13 protein-coding genes are annotated in these 16,944 nt (G+C 67.0%); 7 read left to right on the forward strand and 6 right to left on the reverse strand.

Going from position 1 to position 16,944, the window contains the following annotated elements:
* Window positions 1–4 precede the first annotated feature (4 nt).
* The 3 genes from CAL18_RS14990 to CAL18_RS15000 all read left to right on the forward strand — a co-directional run bounded on the left by CAL18_RS14990 (window position 5) and on the right by CAL18_RS15000 (window position 2,981).
* On the forward strand, window positions 5–958 hold the full coding sequence (locus tag CAL18_RS14990) for an MBL fold metallo-hydrolase (RefSeq protein WP_026639534.1): 954 nt from the start codon (window positions 5–7) through the stop codon (window positions 956–958).
* Between the two features lie 94 nt (window positions 959–1,052).
* Window positions 1,053–2,729 carry an FAD-dependent oxidoreductase gene (locus tag CAL18_RS14995; RefSeq protein ID WP_094818200.1) on the forward strand — a complete coding sequence of 559 codons (1,677 nt, stop codon included), beginning with the start codon at window positions 1,053–1,055 and terminating at the stop codon, window positions 2,727–2,729.
* 15 nt (window positions 2,730–2,744) lie between these two features.
* Window positions 2,745–2,981, forward strand: a complete 237-nt coding sequence (locus CAL18_RS15000) for a DUF2783 domain-containing protein (protein WP_026639536.1) — start codon at window positions 2,745–2,747, stop codon at window positions 2,979–2,981.
* A gap of 59 nt (window positions 2,982–3,040) precedes the next feature.
* On the opposite strand, the gene CAL18_RS15005 is transcribed toward CAL18_RS15000, so the two are convergent.
* The gene (locus CAL18_RS15005) at window positions 3,041–3,949 is read right to left on the reverse strand and encodes a LysR family transcriptional regulator (protein WP_094818201.1); all 909 of its coding nucleotides are present in this window, start codon (window positions 3,947–3,949) and stop codon (window positions 3,041–3,043) included.
* Between the two features lie 205 nt (window positions 3,950–4,154).
* Between CAL18_RS15005 and hmgA the strand changes: the two genes are divergently transcribed.
* On the forward strand, window positions 4,155–5,453 hold the full coding sequence (gene hmgA / locus CAL18_RS15010) for a homogentisate 1,2-dioxygenase (protein WP_094818202.1): 1,299 nt from the start codon (window positions 4,155–4,157) through the stop codon (window positions 5,451–5,453).
* A gap of 8 nt (window positions 5,454–5,461) precedes the next feature.
* A complete protein-coding gene (fahA, locus tag CAL18_RS15015) occupies window positions 5,462–6,775 on the forward strand; it encodes a fumarylacetoacetase (RefSeq protein ID WP_094818203.1) in 1,314 nt (437 codons plus the stop codon).
* A 235-nt stretch (window positions 6,776–7,010) separates the two neighbouring features.
* Here the strand turns inward: fahA and CAL18_RS15020 are convergent, their stop codons facing one another.
* Window positions 7,011–8,426: an FAD-binding oxidoreductase gene (locus CAL18_RS15020; protein ID WP_094818204.1), complete on the reverse strand. Its 1,416-nt coding sequence runs from the start codon at window positions 8,424–8,426 to the stop codon at window positions 7,011–7,013.
* A gap of 160 nt (window positions 8,427–8,586) precedes the next feature.
* Between CAL18_RS15020 and CAL18_RS15025 the strand changes: the two genes are divergently transcribed.
* Window positions 8,587–9,987: a phosphomannomutase/phosphoglucomutase gene (locus CAL18_RS15025; protein ID WP_249278417.1), complete on the forward strand. Its 1,401-nt coding sequence runs from the start codon at window positions 8,587–8,589 to the stop codon at window positions 9,985–9,987.
* Window positions 9,988–10,004: 17 nt separating this feature from the next.
* Window positions 10,005–11,564 (forward strand): glucose-6-phosphate isomerase, encoded by a 1,560-nt coding sequence (pgi, locus tag CAL18_RS15030; protein ID WP_026638822.1) that lies wholly within the window; start codon window positions 10,005–10,007, stop codon window positions 11,562–11,564.
* Between the two features lie 42 nt (window positions 11,565–11,606).
* Here the strand turns inward: pgi and CAL18_RS15035 are convergent, their stop codons facing one another.
* From CAL18_RS15035 to asnB, 4 genes are read right to left on the reverse strand one after another with little or no spacing between them, the layout of a single operon-like run.
* A complete protein-coding gene (locus CAL18_RS15035) occupies window positions 11,607–12,737 on the reverse strand; it encodes a glycosyltransferase family 4 protein (RefSeq protein WP_094797258.1) in 1,131 nt (376 codons plus the stop codon).
* Window positions 12,734–13,894, reverse strand: a complete 1,161-nt coding sequence (locus tag CAL18_RS15040; protein ID WP_094818206.1) for a glycosyltransferase family 4 protein — start codon at window positions 13,892–13,894, stop codon at window positions 12,734–12,736. The genes CAL18_RS15035 and CAL18_RS15040 overlap by 4 nt, the downstream gene beginning before the upstream one ends.
* Window positions 13,891–15,006: a glycosyltransferase family 4 protein gene (locus CAL18_RS15045; protein WP_094818207.1), complete on the reverse strand. Its 1,116-nt coding sequence runs from the start codon at window positions 15,004–15,006 to the stop codon at window positions 13,891–13,893. The genes CAL18_RS15040 and CAL18_RS15045 overlap by 4 nt, the downstream gene beginning before the upstream one ends.
* On the reverse strand, window positions 15,003–16,931 hold the full coding sequence (gene asnB / locus CAL18_RS15050; protein WP_094818208.1) for an asparagine synthase (glutamine-hydrolyzing): 1,929 nt from the start codon (window positions 16,929–16,931) through the stop codon (window positions 15,003–15,005). Before asnB ends, CAL18_RS15045 begins: the two co-directional genes overlap by 4 nt.
* Window positions 16,932–16,944 lie beyond the last annotated feature (13 nt).

Here is a 16,944-nt window from a genome sequence, read left to right on the forward strand (position 1 = left end):
CGCCATGAGCAAACAATTCGCATCGCAAGGCGACCTTGCCGACAAGGTCGTGACCTTTGAAAAACTGTCGGACAACGCCTATGCCTACACTGCCGAGGGCGATCCCAATACGGGCGTCATCATAGGTGACGAGGCCGTCATGGTGGTCGACACCCAGGCTACGCCTGTCATGGCGCAGGACGTGATCCGCCGCATCCGTGAAGTTACCGACAAGCCGATCAAATACATCCTGCTGTCGCACTACCATGCTGTGCGCGTATTCGGCGCTTCAGCCTATAACGCCCAGGAAATCCTGGCCAGCCGCGACACGTACGACTTGATCGCCGAGCGCGGCGAGCAGGACAAGGCAAGCGAAATCGGCCGCTTTCCGCGCCTGTTCCGCAACGTCGAATCCATTCCGCCGGGCCTGGTATGGCCCACGATGACGTTCCAGGGCGCCATGACGGTGAACCTGGGCAACCTGGAAGTGCATCTGCTGCAAGTGGGCCGCGGCCATACCAAGGGCGACACCATCGCCTGGCTGCCCGACCAGAAAATCCTGTTTGCGGGCGATCTGGTCGAGTACCAGTCCACGCCATATTGCGGCGACGCTTATTTCCGCGACTGGCCCGCGACGCTGGACGCGCTGGCCACGTTCAACGCAGAGAAAATGGTTCCCGGCCGCGGCCCCGCCCTGAAGAACGCCACCGAAGTGCGCCAGGGGCTGGCCGGCACGCGCGCCTTCCTGACGGACCTGTACGCCGCAGTGCTGCGCGGCGTGGCCGATGGCAAAGACCTGAAAACGATCTACCGCGAGGTGTACGACTTCATGCGGCCGCGCTACAGCGACTGGGTGATCTTCGACCATTGCATGCCGTTTGACGTATCGCGCGCCTACGACGAGGCCACCGGGCACGATCATCCGCGCATCTGGACGGACAAGCGCGACCGCGAGATGTGGCAGCAGCTCGAAGGCTGAAGCCCTTCGCCCAGCCATGCCGGCTGCGCCAGCGTCCCGCCAGAGGACGCCACGGCGCATAGGGCGGGCCCTGCCCGCCGCCAGGAGACAACGCGTGACACACACTGATTACCAGGCGCTGGAGTTCGCCTATCAAAAACATGCCGACCAGTCCCGCCAGCCGCCCGCCGCACATCGCGTGATCGTGGTGGGCGCCGGGCCGGTGGGGCTGACCGCCGCGCTAGACCTGGCCCAGCGCGGCATTGCCGTCGTGCTGCTGGACGACGACTGCCGCCTGTCTACAGGCTCGCGGGCCATATGCTTTGCCAAGCGCACCCTGGAAATCTGGGACCGCCTGGGCGTGGGTGAACGCATCGCGTCCAAAGGGGTGTCGTGGCATGTGGGGCGGGTGTTTTTCCGCGATCAGGAAGTCTGGCGATTCGACCTGCTGCCCGAGCCCGGCCATCGCCGCCCGGCTTTCGTGAACCTGCAGCAGTATTACGCGGAAGGCTATCTGTATGAAGCGGCGCGCGACCATCCCCTGATCGACCTGCGCTGGAAGAACAAGGTCGTCGACATCGCACAGCGGCCCGATGGGGTGGACTTGCAGGTAGAAACGCCCGACGGCCCCTATACCCTGCAGGCGCAATGGCTGATCGCCTGCGACGGAGCCCGCTCGCCGGTGCGCAAAATGCTGGGCCAGGAGGCCCACGGGCGCGTATTCAAAGACCGCTTCCTGATCGCAGACGTACGCATGACGGCGGATTTTCCGGCCGAACGCTGGTTCTGGTTCAATCCGCCCTTCCATCCCAACCAGTCGGTTCTGCTGCACATGCAGCCCGACAACATCTGGCGCATCGACTTCCAGCTCGGCTGGAACGCCGACCCCGCAGAAGCGGTCAAGCCCGCCAATGTGCTGCCGCGCATACGCGCGCTGCTGGGCGCCGACGCCCAGTTCGAACTGGAATGGGTCAGCGTGTATACCTTTGCCTGCGAACGCATGGATACGTTCCGCCACGGACGCGTGCTGTTTGCAGGCGATGCCGCGCATCGCGTGTCCCCGTTCGGGGCGCGCGGAGCCAACAGCGGCGTGCAGGATGCAGAGAACCTGGCATGGAAGCTGCAGGCCGTGCTCGACGGCCTGGCGCCAGAAACGCTTATCGACACGTACACCGCCGAGCGCGAACTGGCCGCCGATGAGAACCTGTTGAACTCCACGCGATCCACAGATTTCATTACGCCCAAGAGCGCGGCCAGCCGCAGTTTTCGCAATGCCGTGCTGAATCTCGCGCGCGAACATCCTTTTGCGCGAGGCCTGGTCAACAGCGGACGCCTGTCGCTGCCCACCGCCTATGCCGATACGCCGCTGAACACGCCCGATGACGACACCTACGCAAGCCGCATGACGCCGGGCGCCGTGGCATTGGATGCGCCCGTGCAGGCTGCCGACGGCAGCGATGCCTGGTGGCTGTCTTACCTGGACGGACGCTTTGTACTGGCGTTATTCTGTGGCGGCCTGCAACCGGAAGCCGCCGTCGTGGACGCCTTGCAGGCGCTGTCTGCCGGAGCTGCGCCGGTGCGCATCGTATTGGTGGGAGACGGCGCGCCGCTGGATGCGCCGCCGCAGTTCAGCGTGGCGCACGACACGCAGGGCCATCTGGTGCAACGCTACGACGCGCGGCCGGGCACCTGCTACCTGCTGCGGCCCGACCAGCACCTGGCCGCCCGCTGGCGCGCCTTCGATGCGGCCGCCGTGGCGCAAGCCCTGGCCCGTGCGCTGGGCAACGCCTGAAAGGACCCCGGACTCATGCCCTTGATCATCGACCCCAACCTGGCTTCGCCCGATGCGTTCTACGAGGCGCTGATCGACACGCACCGCGACCTGGACGATACGCAAAGCGCCGAGCTCAACGCGGCCCTGATCCTGCTGCTTGCCAACCATATCGGCGATATGGAAGTGATAAGCGAAGCCCTGGAAAGGGCGCGCCGTTCGGTATTGACGGACGCGGCCGCACCCGCCGAGCCATCAAGGCGTAACCCATAGGCCGCCCACACGCAGCATGAGCCGGCTAAGGCTGGCAGCTCACGCCGCCACGGCGGCGGTCAGGCTGTCTCGGCGAACGTATCCAGCACCAGGGCGCGCAGCCACTGGCTGCCGCTGTCGCGATGAAATCGCCGGTGCCAGTACAGGTTGGTCTGCAGCGCAGGCACGCGCACCGGCGGCGTCAGCATGCCCAGCCGGAAATAAGGCGCCACGCCGGCGGCAAGCTTGTGAGGCACCGTCACCAGCAGGTCGGTTGTGCTGACGACGTAGGGCACCGCCGAGAAATGCGGCACGCTGAAATTCGCCGCCAGGGCCACGCCGGCCTTTTCCAGCGCCTGGTTCACCTGGCCGTACGGCGCGGCGCGCGACACCACCAGGTGGCTAGCCGTGCGAAACGCCTTCAGGCTCATGCCTTCGTGCGCGCTGGGGTGGCCCCGGCGAAACAGCGTGGCGTACCCCTGGCGGAACAACATTCGCTGCATGATGCCGCTGCCCAACCCTTCAAACGCGCCGATGGCCAGGTCGACGCGGCCCGCATCCATTTCGCGACGCAGGTCCGCGCCTTGCAAGCGCAGTGAGTCGATGCGCACGGCAGGCGCATGGCGGGCGCAGAGTTCGATCAGCCTGGGCATGAAATGAATTTCGCCAACGTCCGACATGGCGATGCGGAAACGTCGCTGGCTGTGCGCAGGGCGGAACTCGTGCGTGGCTTCAAGGGTGTGCGACAACAGCGCCAGCGCTTCGCTGACCGGCCCGCCCAGCCGCTCGGCATGCGGCGTGGGCTGCATGCCATGCGGCGTACGCACGAACAGATCGTCGCCCAGGGCGGTGCGCAGCCGCCGCAGCGCGTTGCTGACCGCGGGCTGCGACAGATCCAGGCGCCGGGCCACCGCCGAAATATTGCGCTCTTCCAGCAAGTACTGGAATAGCACGAGCAGGTTCAGGTCAAGATTGCGAAGCTCGGCCATAGGTGAATGAATAACGGGATGTGGCGGGGATATTCACGGAATTTATAGTCGATATTTCTGTATTCCCATAGCCAACCCCCGTTCTTTTGCTGACAATACTGAAGCCGCCCGCCCGGAGCTACCCGTCCGGAGCTGCCCGCCCGGAGCTACCCGCCCGGAGCTACCCGCGCACTCAGGCGCGCGTAACGAACCGAGAGAGAAACCCATGTCCCTGCAATATCAATCGGGGTTTGGCAATGACTGGGCCACCGAAGCGCTGCCAGGCGCGCTGCCGACGGGCCGGAATTCGCCGCAGCGCTGCCCTTATGGCCTGTACGCCGAACAGCTTTCCGGCACGGCATTCACCGCGCCGCGCAACGAGAACCGCCGCTCCTGGCTGTACCGCATCCGGCCCGCCGCACAGCACCTGCCCTTTGAGCCATTTACGGGCGCGCCCGGCTGGCTCAGCGACTTTGGCAGCGGCCCGGTCACGCCCAACCAGCTGCGCTGGGGGCCACTGCCCATGCCCGACGCGCCCACGGATTTCGTCGAGGGCGTGCGCACCTGGGCCGGCAACGGCGGCCCGGCCGAACAGGCAGGCGTCGGCATACACTTGTACGCGGCCAACCGGTCGATGCAGGGTCGCTTTTTTTATAACGCCGACGGCGAATTGATGATCGTGCCCGAACAGGGCCGCCTGCGCCTGGCCACGGAGCTGGGCATTGTCGAGGTCGACCCGCAACAGATCGCGGTCATACCCCGCGGCGTGCGCCTGCGGGTCGAATTGCCGGACGGCCAGGCGCGCGGCTACATGCTCGAGAATTTCGGCGCCGCCCTGCGGCTGCCGGAGCTCGGCCCCATCGGCTCGAATTGCCTGGCCAACCCCCGCGATTTTCAGACGCCGGTGGCGTGGTACGAAGATGTGGAAGGGGATTTCGAACTCATTGCCAAGTTCACCGGCGGCCTGTGGCGCGCGCGCATCGGCCATTCGCCGCTGGACGTCGTGGCCTGGCATGGCACCCACGCGCCGTATCGGTACGACCTGCGGCACTTCAACGTCATAGGCTCGATCAGCTTCGATCATCCCGACCCGTCGATCTTTACCGTGCTGACCGCGCCTTCCGACACGCCGGGCACCGCCAATGTGGATTTCGCCATCTTCCCGCCGCGTGTGCTGGCGATGGAGGATACGTTCCGTCCGCCCTGGTTCCACCGCAATGTGGCCAGCGAGTTCATGGGCCTGGTGCACGGGGCGTACGATGCCAAAGCCGAAGGCTTCGTGCCCGGCGGGGCGAGCCTGCACAATTGCATGAGCGGCCACGGGCCCGATGCCGATACGTTTGCGAAGGCCACCGCTGCCGACACGACCCAGCCGCACTATATCCGCGATACGATGGCCTTCATGTTCGAAACGCGCCGCGTCATCCGCCCCACCGCCCAGGCGCTGGGCAGCGCGCAACTGCAGAACGACTATTACCAATGCTGGCAGGGGCTGAAGAAACACTTCAACCCCGCCGAACGCTGACCGATCCCATGACGACCTTGAACGAAACCCACGACACCGCGCTCACCAGCTGGGTAGACAGCGCCAATGACGCTGACTCCGGTTTTCCGGTGCAGAATCTGCCCTACGCCGTGTTTCGCCGGCGCGGCTCGCAAGAAGCCTGGCGGCCGGGAGTGGCCATTGGCGACCGCGTGCTCGACCTGGCGGCGCTGGCCCGGCAGAACCCGTACGACGGGTTGGCCGCGCAAGCGCTTGCGGCCTGCACGGGCAGCAACCTGAACGCGCTGATGGCCCTGGGCCAGCCGCACTGGAGCGCGCTGCGCCTGGCCTTGTCGCGAGCCCTGCGCGCGGGGTCCCCGTTGCAGGGCCAGCTGGAACCCCTGCTGGTCGCCCAGGCCGATGCCGAATACACCACGCCTGCCCATATTGGCGACTACACCGATTTCTATATCTCGCTGCACCATGCCACGGCAGTGGGCCGGCAGTTCCGCCCCGACAACCCACTGCTGCCCAACTACAAATGGGTCCCCATCGGCTACCACGGCCGCGCTTCCAGCATCGGCGTCGAGCAACGTTTTCCGCGCCCGGTCGGACAGACCCGGCCATCGGCAGACGGCCAGGCGCCCCAGTTCGGCCCCTGTCAGCGACTGGACTACGAACTCGAGCTCGGCGTCTACGTGGGCAAGGGCAATGCGCAGGGCGAACGCATCCCCCTGGACCAGGCCGACGAGCACGTCTTCGGGCTGTGCCTGCTGAACGACTGGTCGGCTCGCGACATCCAGGGCTGGGAATACCAGCCCCTGGGGCCGTTCCTGGCCAAGAACTTCGCATCGACGATCTCGCCCTGGATCGTCACCATGGAAGCGCTGGAGCCTTTCCGCATTGCATGGAATCGCCAGGAAGGCGAGCCGCAGCCACTGCCCTACCTGTCTTCAGAGCGCAACCGCACGCACGGCGCCTACGATGTGGAGCTGGAAGTGTTTCTGGCCACCGAAGCCTCGCGCCAGGCCGGGCATGCGCCCGCCCGCCTGTCGGCCAGCAATTTCCGCGACGCCTACTGGAATATTGCGCAGCTGATCGCCCACCACACCGTCAACGGCTGCAACCTGCAGCCGGGCGATCTGCTGGGCACCGGCACGCTATCGGGCCCGGCGCCCGACCAGGCCGGTTCGCTGCTGGAGCTGACCCAGGGCGGCAAGACGCCCATCGAACTGCCCTGGGGCGAAACCCGCACCTTCCTGCAAGACGGTGACCAGGTGATCTTGCGCGCGCACTGCCAAAAAGCCGGCTACCCCCGCATCGGCTTCGGCGCAGCATCCGGCACCGTGCTGCCGGCACGCTGAGGCGCGCTTGGCCTGGTGTCTGACACCCTACGGGAGTCAGACACCTAAGATTTAACGGCAACGCTGCGGATGGTTGGTGCCTGACTCCCGTAGGGTGTCAGACACCCAAGACTTAACCGCAACGCTGCAGGCTGTTGGTGTCTGACTCCCGTAGGGTGTCAGACACCTAAGACTTAACGCCAACGCTGCGGGCTGTTGGTGTCTGACTCCCGTAGGGTGTCAGACACCGCCCGCGTCACGCCTGCAGGACCTTGCCGGGGTTCATCAGTCCATGCGGATCCAGGGCCTGCTTGATGCGCTTCATCAGGCTGAGTTCCAGCGCGCTTTTATAGTGCGGCAGCTCGTCGCGCTTGAGCTGCCCGATGCCGTGCTCGGCGCTGATCGACCCGCCGTGTTCCTGCACGCTGCGATGCACGATATCGTAGATGCCCTGCTGCAACGCCAGCAGGTCTGCTTCGGTCTGGCCCGGGCCGCGCGCCACGTTGTAATGCAGGTTGCCGTCGCCCAGATGGCCGAACACGACATTGCGCACGCCGGGAAAGCGCTGCTGCAGTAGTGCGTTGGTAGTGTGCACGAACGCCGCGATGGACGATATGGGTATGGACACGTCGTGCTTGACGCCCTTGCCCAGTTCGGCCTCGGCCAGTGGAATGCTCTCGCGCAGGTGCCACATGGCGCGACTTTGCGCCACATTGGCGGCAATGGCTGCGTCAGTCACCAGGCCGGCCTCGATGGCTGCTCCCAGTACGGCCTCGAAGCGTTCGCGCGCATGCGCCTCGCTTTCGCTGTCGGACAGTTCGAGCAGCGCAAACCAGGGCGACCCGGCCGACGCGCCTTCCAGCGGCAGGCGCTGCTGTGGAAACAGCCGCACCACCGATTGCAGGCAATCGCCGGCCATCAGCTCGAAACCGGTCAGGGAAGCCCCGAAGCCGGTGCGCGCACGCGACAGGAGTTCCACTGCGGCATCGATGGAATCGAGCGCCAGCAGCGCCGTGCACGACGCCACCGGCAAGGGATACAGCCTCAGGGTGGCGGCGGTGATGATGCCCAGCGTACCTTCGCTGCCGATGTACAGATCGCGCAAGTCGTAACCGGTGTTGTCTTTGCGCAGGCCCCGCAGGCCGTTCCAGATTTCGCCTTCGGCCGTGACGACCTCCAGGCCCAATGCCAGCTCGCGGGCATTTCCGTAGCGCAGCACCTGCGTTCCGCCGGCGTTCGTGGCCAGGTTGCCGCCTATGGTGCAGCTGCCTTCGGCGGCCAGGCTCAGGGGAAACAGCCGCCCGGCATCGCGCGCCGCCTGTTGCACCGCCTGAAGAACGCAGCCGGCTTCGACCGTGATTGTGTCGTTTTCGGTGTCAATGGCGCGCACGCGGTTCAGGCGGGCCGTGGACAACAACACCGCCCGGCCGGAATCGTCGGGCGTGGCGCCGCCGCACAGCCCGGTATTGCCGCCCTGCGGCACCAGCGGCGTGCCGTTCTGCAAGCACAGGCGCACCACGCCGGCCACCTCGCCCACAGAGCCGGGCCGCACCACCGCCAGGGCGCTGCCACGGTAACGACGGCGCCAGTCCTGCAGGTACGGATCGGCATCGGAACCGGTCAGCACGTGGGCCGGGCCCAGCAAATTCTGCAATTCAGTCAGTAGATTCATGGCCGCAAGCGGTAAAGGATGCGTCAGGCACGCCGGTTGCAAGGAAATGGCTTTCTATTGTATGGCGGGCTGCGCCTCGCGCGAACGGCGAATCGGGGATAATCCATCTTGCGCGGCCGTCCGGTCGGCGCTGCCGCGCTCAGTCATCCAAGGAGTTCACTTGAACGCACCCGTCCGTTATCCCGATGCAGTTTTCAAGGCCTACGACATCCGGGGCACCGTTCCGCAGCCGCTGAACGATGGTTTTGCCCGTACCCTGGGCCGCGCGCTTGCAGACCAGGCCCGCCGACAAGGGGTCACCGCCCTGGTGGTGGGCCGGGACGGACGGCTGAGCAGCGCAGGACTGGCGCACGCTTTGCAAGAAGGGATACGTGACGGCGGCATCGACACCATCGATATCGGCCAGGTTCCCACGCCGCTGGTCTACTACGCGGCGCATACCCAGGGCACGGGCTCGGGGGTCGCCATTACGGGCAGCCATAACCCCCCGCAATACAACGGCTTCAAGATGATGATGGCGGGCAAGGCGCTGTACGGAGAGGGCGTGCTGGCCCTGCGCGACGCCATGAATGCCGCCACACAAGACGAAGCCGATCCGGCCGGCCCGCGCGGCAGCCGCCGCGAACTCGATCTGGTGGGCGAATATATACAGCGCATCGCGGGCGACGTGAAGCTGGCGCGGCCGCTCAAGATCGCGATCGATTGCGGCAATGGCGTGGCGGGCGCGGTCGCGCCGCAGCTGTTCCGCGCATTGGGCTGCCAGGTAGACGAGCTGTACTGCGAGGTTGACGGCACTTTCCCCAATCACCACCCCGACCCGGCCGACCCGCACAACCTGCAGGACCTTATCGACCATGTCGCGCGCACCGATTGCGAACTGGGGCTGGCCTTTGATGGCGACGGCGACCGCCTGGGCGTCGTCACGAAGTCAGGCCAGATCATCTGGCCCGACCGCCAGTTGATCCTGGTCGCGCGCGACGTGCTGCAACGCTGCCCCGGCAGCACCATCATCTATGACGTGAAATGCAGCCGCCACGTCGGCCTGGCCATCCAGGAGGCCGGCGGCCAGCCCCTGATGTGGCAGACGGGCCATTCGCTGGTCAAGGCCAAACTCGCCGAAACCGGCGCGCCCCTGGCCGGCGAAATGAGCGGCCACATCTTTTTCAAAGAACGCTGGTACGGCTTTGACGACGGCCTGTACACTGGCGCGCGCCTGCTGGAAATCGTGGCGCGCAGCGCCAACGCGTCCGAGCCGCTCGAGGCCCTGCCGCAGGCCTTGTCCACGCCGGAACTCAAGCTTGAAATGGCCGAAGGCGAGCCCTTCAAACTGGTGCAGGCGCTGCGCGAACAGGCCCGCTTCGACGGCGCGCTGGACATCGTCACAATTGACGGCGTGCGCGCCGAATATGCCGACGGATTCGGGCTGGCGCGCGCCTCCAACACCACGCCGGTGGTGGTCCTGCGCTTCGAGGCCGATACGCCCGAAGCGCTAGCGCGCATCAAAGACGAGTTCCGCCGCGAGTTGCTGCGGCTCGCCCCCGGCATGACTTTGCCCTTCTGATAGCCACATCTGCCACCATGCCTACTACATTGCCGACCAGCCCCGCGTGGCTGGCTTTTGCCCAGGCGGCGCAGACCGCGTCGCGCAACGGCGAGCGCCTGCATATCATCGAGGCGGCCGGCCTGCGCGTCGACCTTACGGCCCAGGCGCAGTCAGAAGCGCTGGACCGCGCCGCGCAGGACCTGCTGGCCCAACAGAACTTCGACGCCGCGCGCGCGCAGCTGTACGACGGCGGCGAGGCCAACTGGACTGAACGCCGGCAGGCCTGGCACACCGCGCTGCGCGCGGCCAACCCGCCGCCATCCGTGGCCCAGGACGTGCTGTCCGAGCGTGAACGCGTGCGACGGTTCGTGCGCGAGCTGGACCAGACCGGCGCCTACACCGACATCCTGCACCTGGGCATCGGCGGCAGCGACTGGGGCCCCCGCATGGTGACGCGCGCGCTGCGGCATTGCGGCCTGCGGCGCAACATCCAGTTCGCATCCAACGTCGATTCCCATGCGGTGGCGGATGCCATGGGCCAGCTCGACCCGCACCGCACGCTGGTCATCGTGGCGTCCAAGTCGTTCACCACCACCGAACCGCTGGCCAACGCCGAAGTGGCCATGAACTGGCTGCGCGACGCGGGCGTGGCGGACCCGGTCAGGCACGTTGTCGCCGTCACCGCCAACGTCGACGCGGCGCTCGACTTCGGCATCTCGCCGGACCGCGTATTCCGTTTCTGGGACTGGGTGGGCGGGCGTTATTCGCTGTGGTCTGCCATCGGCCTGCCGATTGCGCTTGCGCTGGGATGCGACACGCTGGACCAGTTACTGGCGGGCGCCGCCGCCATGGACGAACACTTCCTGCAGGCGCCGCCTCGCGATAATGCGCCGCTGCAGATGGCGCTGGCAGGCATCGCCAATCGCAGCGTGCTGGGCTATGCCACGCTGGCCATCACGCCGTACGATTCGCGCCTGCTGCACCTGGTTCCCTGGGCGCAGCAGCTCGACATGGAATCGCTGGGCAAGGTGGCCACGCGCGACGGTACCCCGGTAGGCGTGCCCACCGGACCCGTCGTCTGGGGCATGCCGGGCACCGATTGCCAGCACACCTTCTTCCAGTGGCTGCACCAGGACACCACCGGAGCGCCGGTGGACTTCATCATCTGCGCCCAGCCCGACCACGGCTACGCGCGTTATCACAACATGCTGATCGCCAACTGCCTCGCGCAGCGCTCGGCACTGCTGCGCGGCAAGTCGTACGAAGAAGCGTTGCAGGAAACGCGCGCCGTCGAGTCCGATGCGCGCCGCGCCGACATGCTGGCCCGCCACCGCGTGCATCCGGGCGGGCGTCCTTCGACCCTGATCGTACTGCCGCGGCTGGACGCCCATTCGCTAGGCGCCCTGCTGGCGCTGTACGAGCACAAGGTGTTCGCGCAAGGCGCGCTGTGGGGCATCAACCCATTCGATCAATGGGGTGTGGAATTCGGCAAGATCCTCGCCAAGCGCATCATCCACGAGCTCGACTCGCCTTCCGATGGCGCCGACCAGGATCCTTCAACGCGGTACTGGATCGAATCACTGGCGCGCCGCTGAACTCGTCGGCGCCGGCCCGGCACGGCGCCCGCCCTGCCGCGGCTACGCGAGCAGCGTACGATAAATATCCAGGTGCCGCCGGCACACATCTTCAATATCGAACTCGTTTTCGGCCAGCCGGCGCCCGGCCCGGCCCAGCCGCTGACGCAGATCGGCGTCGCTTGCCAGCCGGCCAATCGCGTCGGCCAGGGCCTGCGCATCGCGCGGCGGCACCAGCAGGCCGGTTTCATCGGGCTCGATGGCGTCGCGGCAGCCCGGCACATCAGTGGTAACCACCGCCCTGCCGCATGCGGCCGCCTCGATCAGCGAGCGCGGCAGGCCCTCGCGATACGACGGCAGCACCGCGATATGCGCGGCCGCATACAGATCGGCAATATCGCTGCGTTCGCCCAGCGCCTCGATGCAGCCTTCCCGATGCCAGGCATCGACGTCGGCCTGCGTCACCGACGCCGGGTTGCCCGGGTCGATGCCGCCCGCCAGCCGCATGCGCACGCCGGCGCCAGACTGCTGCAATATCCGGGCGGCCGCCACGAATTCCAGCACCCCTTTGTCGCGCAGCAGGCGCGCGACCATCAGCGCGATAATCGGCGGCGCCGGCTCAGGCATCGCCGGATAAGCGGACAGGTCGACGCCCGACCCGCGGATCATTACGACTTGCTCGTCGCGCACCACACCCAGGCCGCGCAGCGTGTCGCGGTCATTGCTGTTCTGAAACACCACCCGACTGTTGCGATGGCCCAGGGCCCGACAGTACAGCCAGGCCACCACGCGCCGCACCAGCGCCGCCTTGGTTCCCTGGGCCACGAACACAAAACCCAGCCCCGAAATGGCCGACACCATGGCGGGCACGCCGGCCATGCGCGCGGCGATGCCGCCGTACAGCACCGGCTTGATCGTCACCAGGTGCACCAGGGCCGGCCGCAGCCGGCGAAACAGGCGCCACAGCGACCATATCGTGCGCAACTCCTGCAGCGGCTGCTTGCCGCTGCGAGTCATGGGAATGACATGGTGCGTCAGGCCATGCGCGGCAATGCGCGGCACGCTGTCTCCCGCCATGGTGGCTACATGCACGTCGTAGCCGGCCCGCTGGGCCGCCAGCGCAAGCGGCAGCCGGTGCGACAGGAAAAAAGCCGGGTTGTTCACCACGAACAGCAAGCGAGCGGGCTGGCTCATGCGTCAGCTCCGGCGATGCGCCGCCATACGGCTTCGTAGGCGGCCACCATCTTGGCAAGATCGAATTCGGCCAGCACGCGCGCGCGCCCGGGCGCGCCCACTGCCGCACGGCCGCGCGCGGCGACGTCGTCCAGCGCGGCGGCGATGCCCTGCGCAAGGGCTTCGGGCTGCTCGGGCGCCACCACGGGGCCCGTGTCGCCCAGGATATGCGCGGCGTCGCCGACATTGGTCACCACGCAAGGCGTGCCGCAGGCCATGGCCTCGGCCACCACATTGGGAAACCCTTCGGCGCAACTGGACAAAACGTGCAGGTCCAGCGCGTTCATGACCGCGGGCACATCGTCGCTGGGCCCGGCCAGCAGCACACGGCCGCGCAATCCATGGCGCTCGATCAGCCCGGCCGGCTCGGTGTTGCCCGGCGACATGCCGCGGCCCACCAGCACGCAATGCATGCCGCGGTCGCGCCCGTCGCGCACCAGGGCAGCGAGCGCGCCCAGCAGATTGGCGTGGTCTTTAAGCGGATCCCACCTGGCCACGCAGCCCACCAGCGGCGTGCCATCGGGCACCTGCCACAGACGGCGCATACGCTGGCCGGCCTCGGCGTCGGGCTGGAAGCGCGACAAGTCGTAGCCATTGGAAATCACCACCAGCCGATCCGGGCGGTAACCGTATTGCTGGTGGCGCACCGCGGAATCCCGCGCTGCGCAGACCACGGCGCGCGGCAGCCATCCCGACAGACGCGCGCACAACTTAAGCACCAGGCGCGCCGATCGGCTGCTGCGATCAAGGTACGCGCCCGAGTTGCGTATGCCCCACGCCACCGCCCGCACCCCCGCCATCCGCGCGGCCAGCCCGCCGATCAGGTCGGCGTGGTACATCCACGTCTGCACCGCATCGGGGCGTTCGTGCGCCAGTAACCGCCGCAGCGCCAGAAAGCCGCCCAGGGTCAGGCGCCCGCGCGGCATGTCCAGGGTGTGCACGGTTACGCCCGCGTGGCGCAGCCGCGTGCCATACACGCCATCGTCGGTGAGCGACACCACGGTATGGCGCACGCGCTGGTCGGGATAAGTGGCCAGCCGGAACAGCACCGATTCGGCGCCGCCCTGGCCCAGCCCGGTAATGACATGCGTAACACGCAGAATGGCTGGCCGCGTCATGGCCGGCCTCGTACGGCCGCAAACAGGCCATCCCATTCGGCCAGCACGGCCGGCAGCGCATAGCGGGCCCGCACCGACTGCGCCGCGCGCGCGCCCAGGCCGTGGCGCAGATTCGCATCGCGCATCACCTGGCGCAGCGCATCGGCCAGGCGGGCGCGATCGCCCGCGGGCACCAGCAGCGCATCCTGGCCGTCGCGCGTCATCTCGCGCGGCCCGCTCGGGCAGTCGAATGCCACGCAGGGCAGGCCTAGCGCCATGGCTTCGAGCAGCACATTGGGGAACCCTTCCACCGCCGAACTCAACACAAAAGCATGCCCCTTGGAAAGCTCGTCCCAGGGTTCGGCGGTCCGGCCGGGCAGGCACACCCGCCCTGCCAGGTCGGCCGAGGCGATGCGAGCCTGCAGACTGTCGCGCTGCGGCCCTTCGCCCCAGATCCACAGATCCCATTCCGGAAACTCGCCGGCCAGCTCGCCATACACATCCACCAACAGGTCGAACTGCTTGGCAGGCGCCAGCCGACCCATGGCGAGCAGGCGCTTGCGCGGCGCAGGCGCGCGCGTGTCGACCAGCGGCGCATCGAGCAGCTCGGGCGGCAGCGGATTGGGAATGACCTTGAGCTGCTTGATGCCCGGCACCTGGCACGCAAACGGCTCGACCGTGTCTTCGGCCTGCACGGTCACCATGTCGGCGCTGGGATAGAACAGCCGGCGCAGCGCCCGCCATACTTTGCCCGTGCTGCGCTCGACCACCGGGTTGGTGCGCTCGCACACGATCAGCGGCACGCCCAGCCCCCGCGTGGCCAGTATGGCGGCCACGTTCACATTCGTCAGGAACGACACCACCACGTCGGGCGCTTTTTCGCGGATCAGGCTGCGCAGCGCCCGCAGCCGTACCCAGGCGCCCATGGGGCCGCTGGAACGCGTGCCCGCGCGGTCGGCCAGCCAGATCAGGTCCACTGCGTCAGACAGTGGATAAAAGCAGGTGCCTTTGGACGAGTAAGTAGGCACCAGGGTGACGGTATCACCGCGATCGGTCCAGGCATTGACCAGAGTGGCCGCAACGCGCTCGGCGCCGCCCGCGTGCATGGAACTGACCAGCAGCAGTATTTTCATCGATCGGTATCCTGTTCGCCGGCCTCGCCGGCGTGATAGCGGTCCAGCCAGGCCTGCATCATCAGCACTCCCCACAGGCGGCTGTCCCAGTTGCGGTGTCCGGAAACGTGTTCCCGCCACCGGCGCAGGATCGGCTCGGGTTCGAACCAGCCTTCCTGCCGCAGGCGGGCCGGGTCCAGCAAGGCCTCGGCCCAGTCGCGCAGCGGCCCGCGCAGCCAGCTGGCCAGCGGAACGGCAAAGCCCCGCTTGGGGCGATCTACCAGGGCCTGGGGCACGTGCCGGTAAAGCACCTGGCGCAGCAGCCACTTGCCGGTGTTGCCGCGCACTTTGTATTCGAAGGGCAGGCGCCACGCGAACTCGTACACCCGATGATCCAGCATGGGCACACGCGTTTCCAGGCTTACCGCCATGGCGGCGCGATCGACCTTGACCAGGATGTCATCGGGCAGGTAGGTCACCGAGTCCAGCTTCATCATCACGTCGAAGGCGGAACCTTGCATCGGCTGTTCAAACAACGACTCGGGCTCGACCCCGCCGATGACCACGCGGCCGGGGTCTTTCCAATAGGACACGAACTGGCGGTAGAACTCGCCCCGCGTATCGGCCTGCATCAATTCGCCCAGCTTGGCGACCTTGCCGCGCCAGGCGCCGCGGCCGGGCAGTGTCGCAGACGCCCCCAGCAGCGCGCCCATCGCATGGCGCAAGGGCCCCGGCACGCGCTCGCACTTGCGCGACCAGTCCCGCACGCGAAAATAACGCGAATAGCCGCCGAACAGCTCATCGCCGCCATCGCCCGACAGCGCCACCGTGACATGCTGGCGCGCCATGCGCGTCACCAGCGAAGTCGGAATCTGCGACGAATCGGCAAACGGCTCGTCGTACATGTCGGCCAGCGTGGGCACCACCGCCAGCGCGTCGTCGGCTGTCACGTACAGTTCGGTATGGTCAGTGCCCAGGTGCCGCGCCACTGCCTTGGCGTGCTCGGCCTCGTTGTACTTTTTCTCGTGAAAACCGATGGCGAAGGTGCGCACCGGCTGGCGGCTTTGCGCCTGCATCAGCGCCACGATGGTAGACGAGTCGATGCCGCCTGACAGAAACGCCCCCAGACTCACGTCGGACAGCATCTGCCCGCGCACGGCCTGCGACAGCATGGCTTCGAGAGCGTCCGTGGCCTGCGCATCGGTCGCATAGGCGGCCGGCGCCTGCAGGCCCTGGTCGGCCGCCTGCAAGGCAGACCAATACACGCGCGGTTCGGCAAGGCGGCGGCCCTGCAGCTCGGCTTCGCCCAGCTGTAGCCAGGTGCCCGGCGGCAACTTGTAGATACCTTCGTAAATGGACTGCGGCGCCGGGATGTAATTGTGGCGCATCAGCGAAGCCATCGCGGCGCGGTTCAGGTCGCGCCCGAAGCCGGGAATGGGCATCAGCCCCTTCAATTCCGATGCGAACACGAAGTTGGCGCCGGTATAACCGTAGTACAGCGGCTTTTCGCCCATGCGGTCGCGCGCCAGCGTCAGCGTGCGCCGCTCGCGGTCCCACAAGGCGATGGCATACATGCCCACCGCGGCCTGCAGCGTCGCCTCGACACCCAGTGCGGCGAACCCCGCCAGCACGGTCTCGGTGTCGGAATGGCCGCGCCAGTCGGGCGCCTGCCCGGCCTGCGCGAGCTGTGCCCGCAATTCCAGATGGTTGTAGATCTCGCCATTGAGCACCAGCACGTAGCGGCCACAGGCCGAAACCATGGGCTGGTGGCCGGCCTCGGTCAGGTCCAGGATGGCCAGCCGTACATGGGCCAGGGCCAGCCCGACGCCATGGTCCGCCCACAGGCCGTGGCTATCCGGACCACGATGGCGTATGCGGCGGCAGCTATCGGCCAGCACCTGCTCTTTGTCTTGCAGTGGCCCCCAGATTCCGGCTATTCCACACATATTGATATCTCGC

This window comes from Bordetella genomosp. 7 (assembly GCF_002261415.1).
Taxonomy (GTDB): domain Bacteria; phylum Pseudomonadota; class Gammaproteobacteria; order Burkholderiales; family Burkholderiaceae_B; genus Bordetella_A.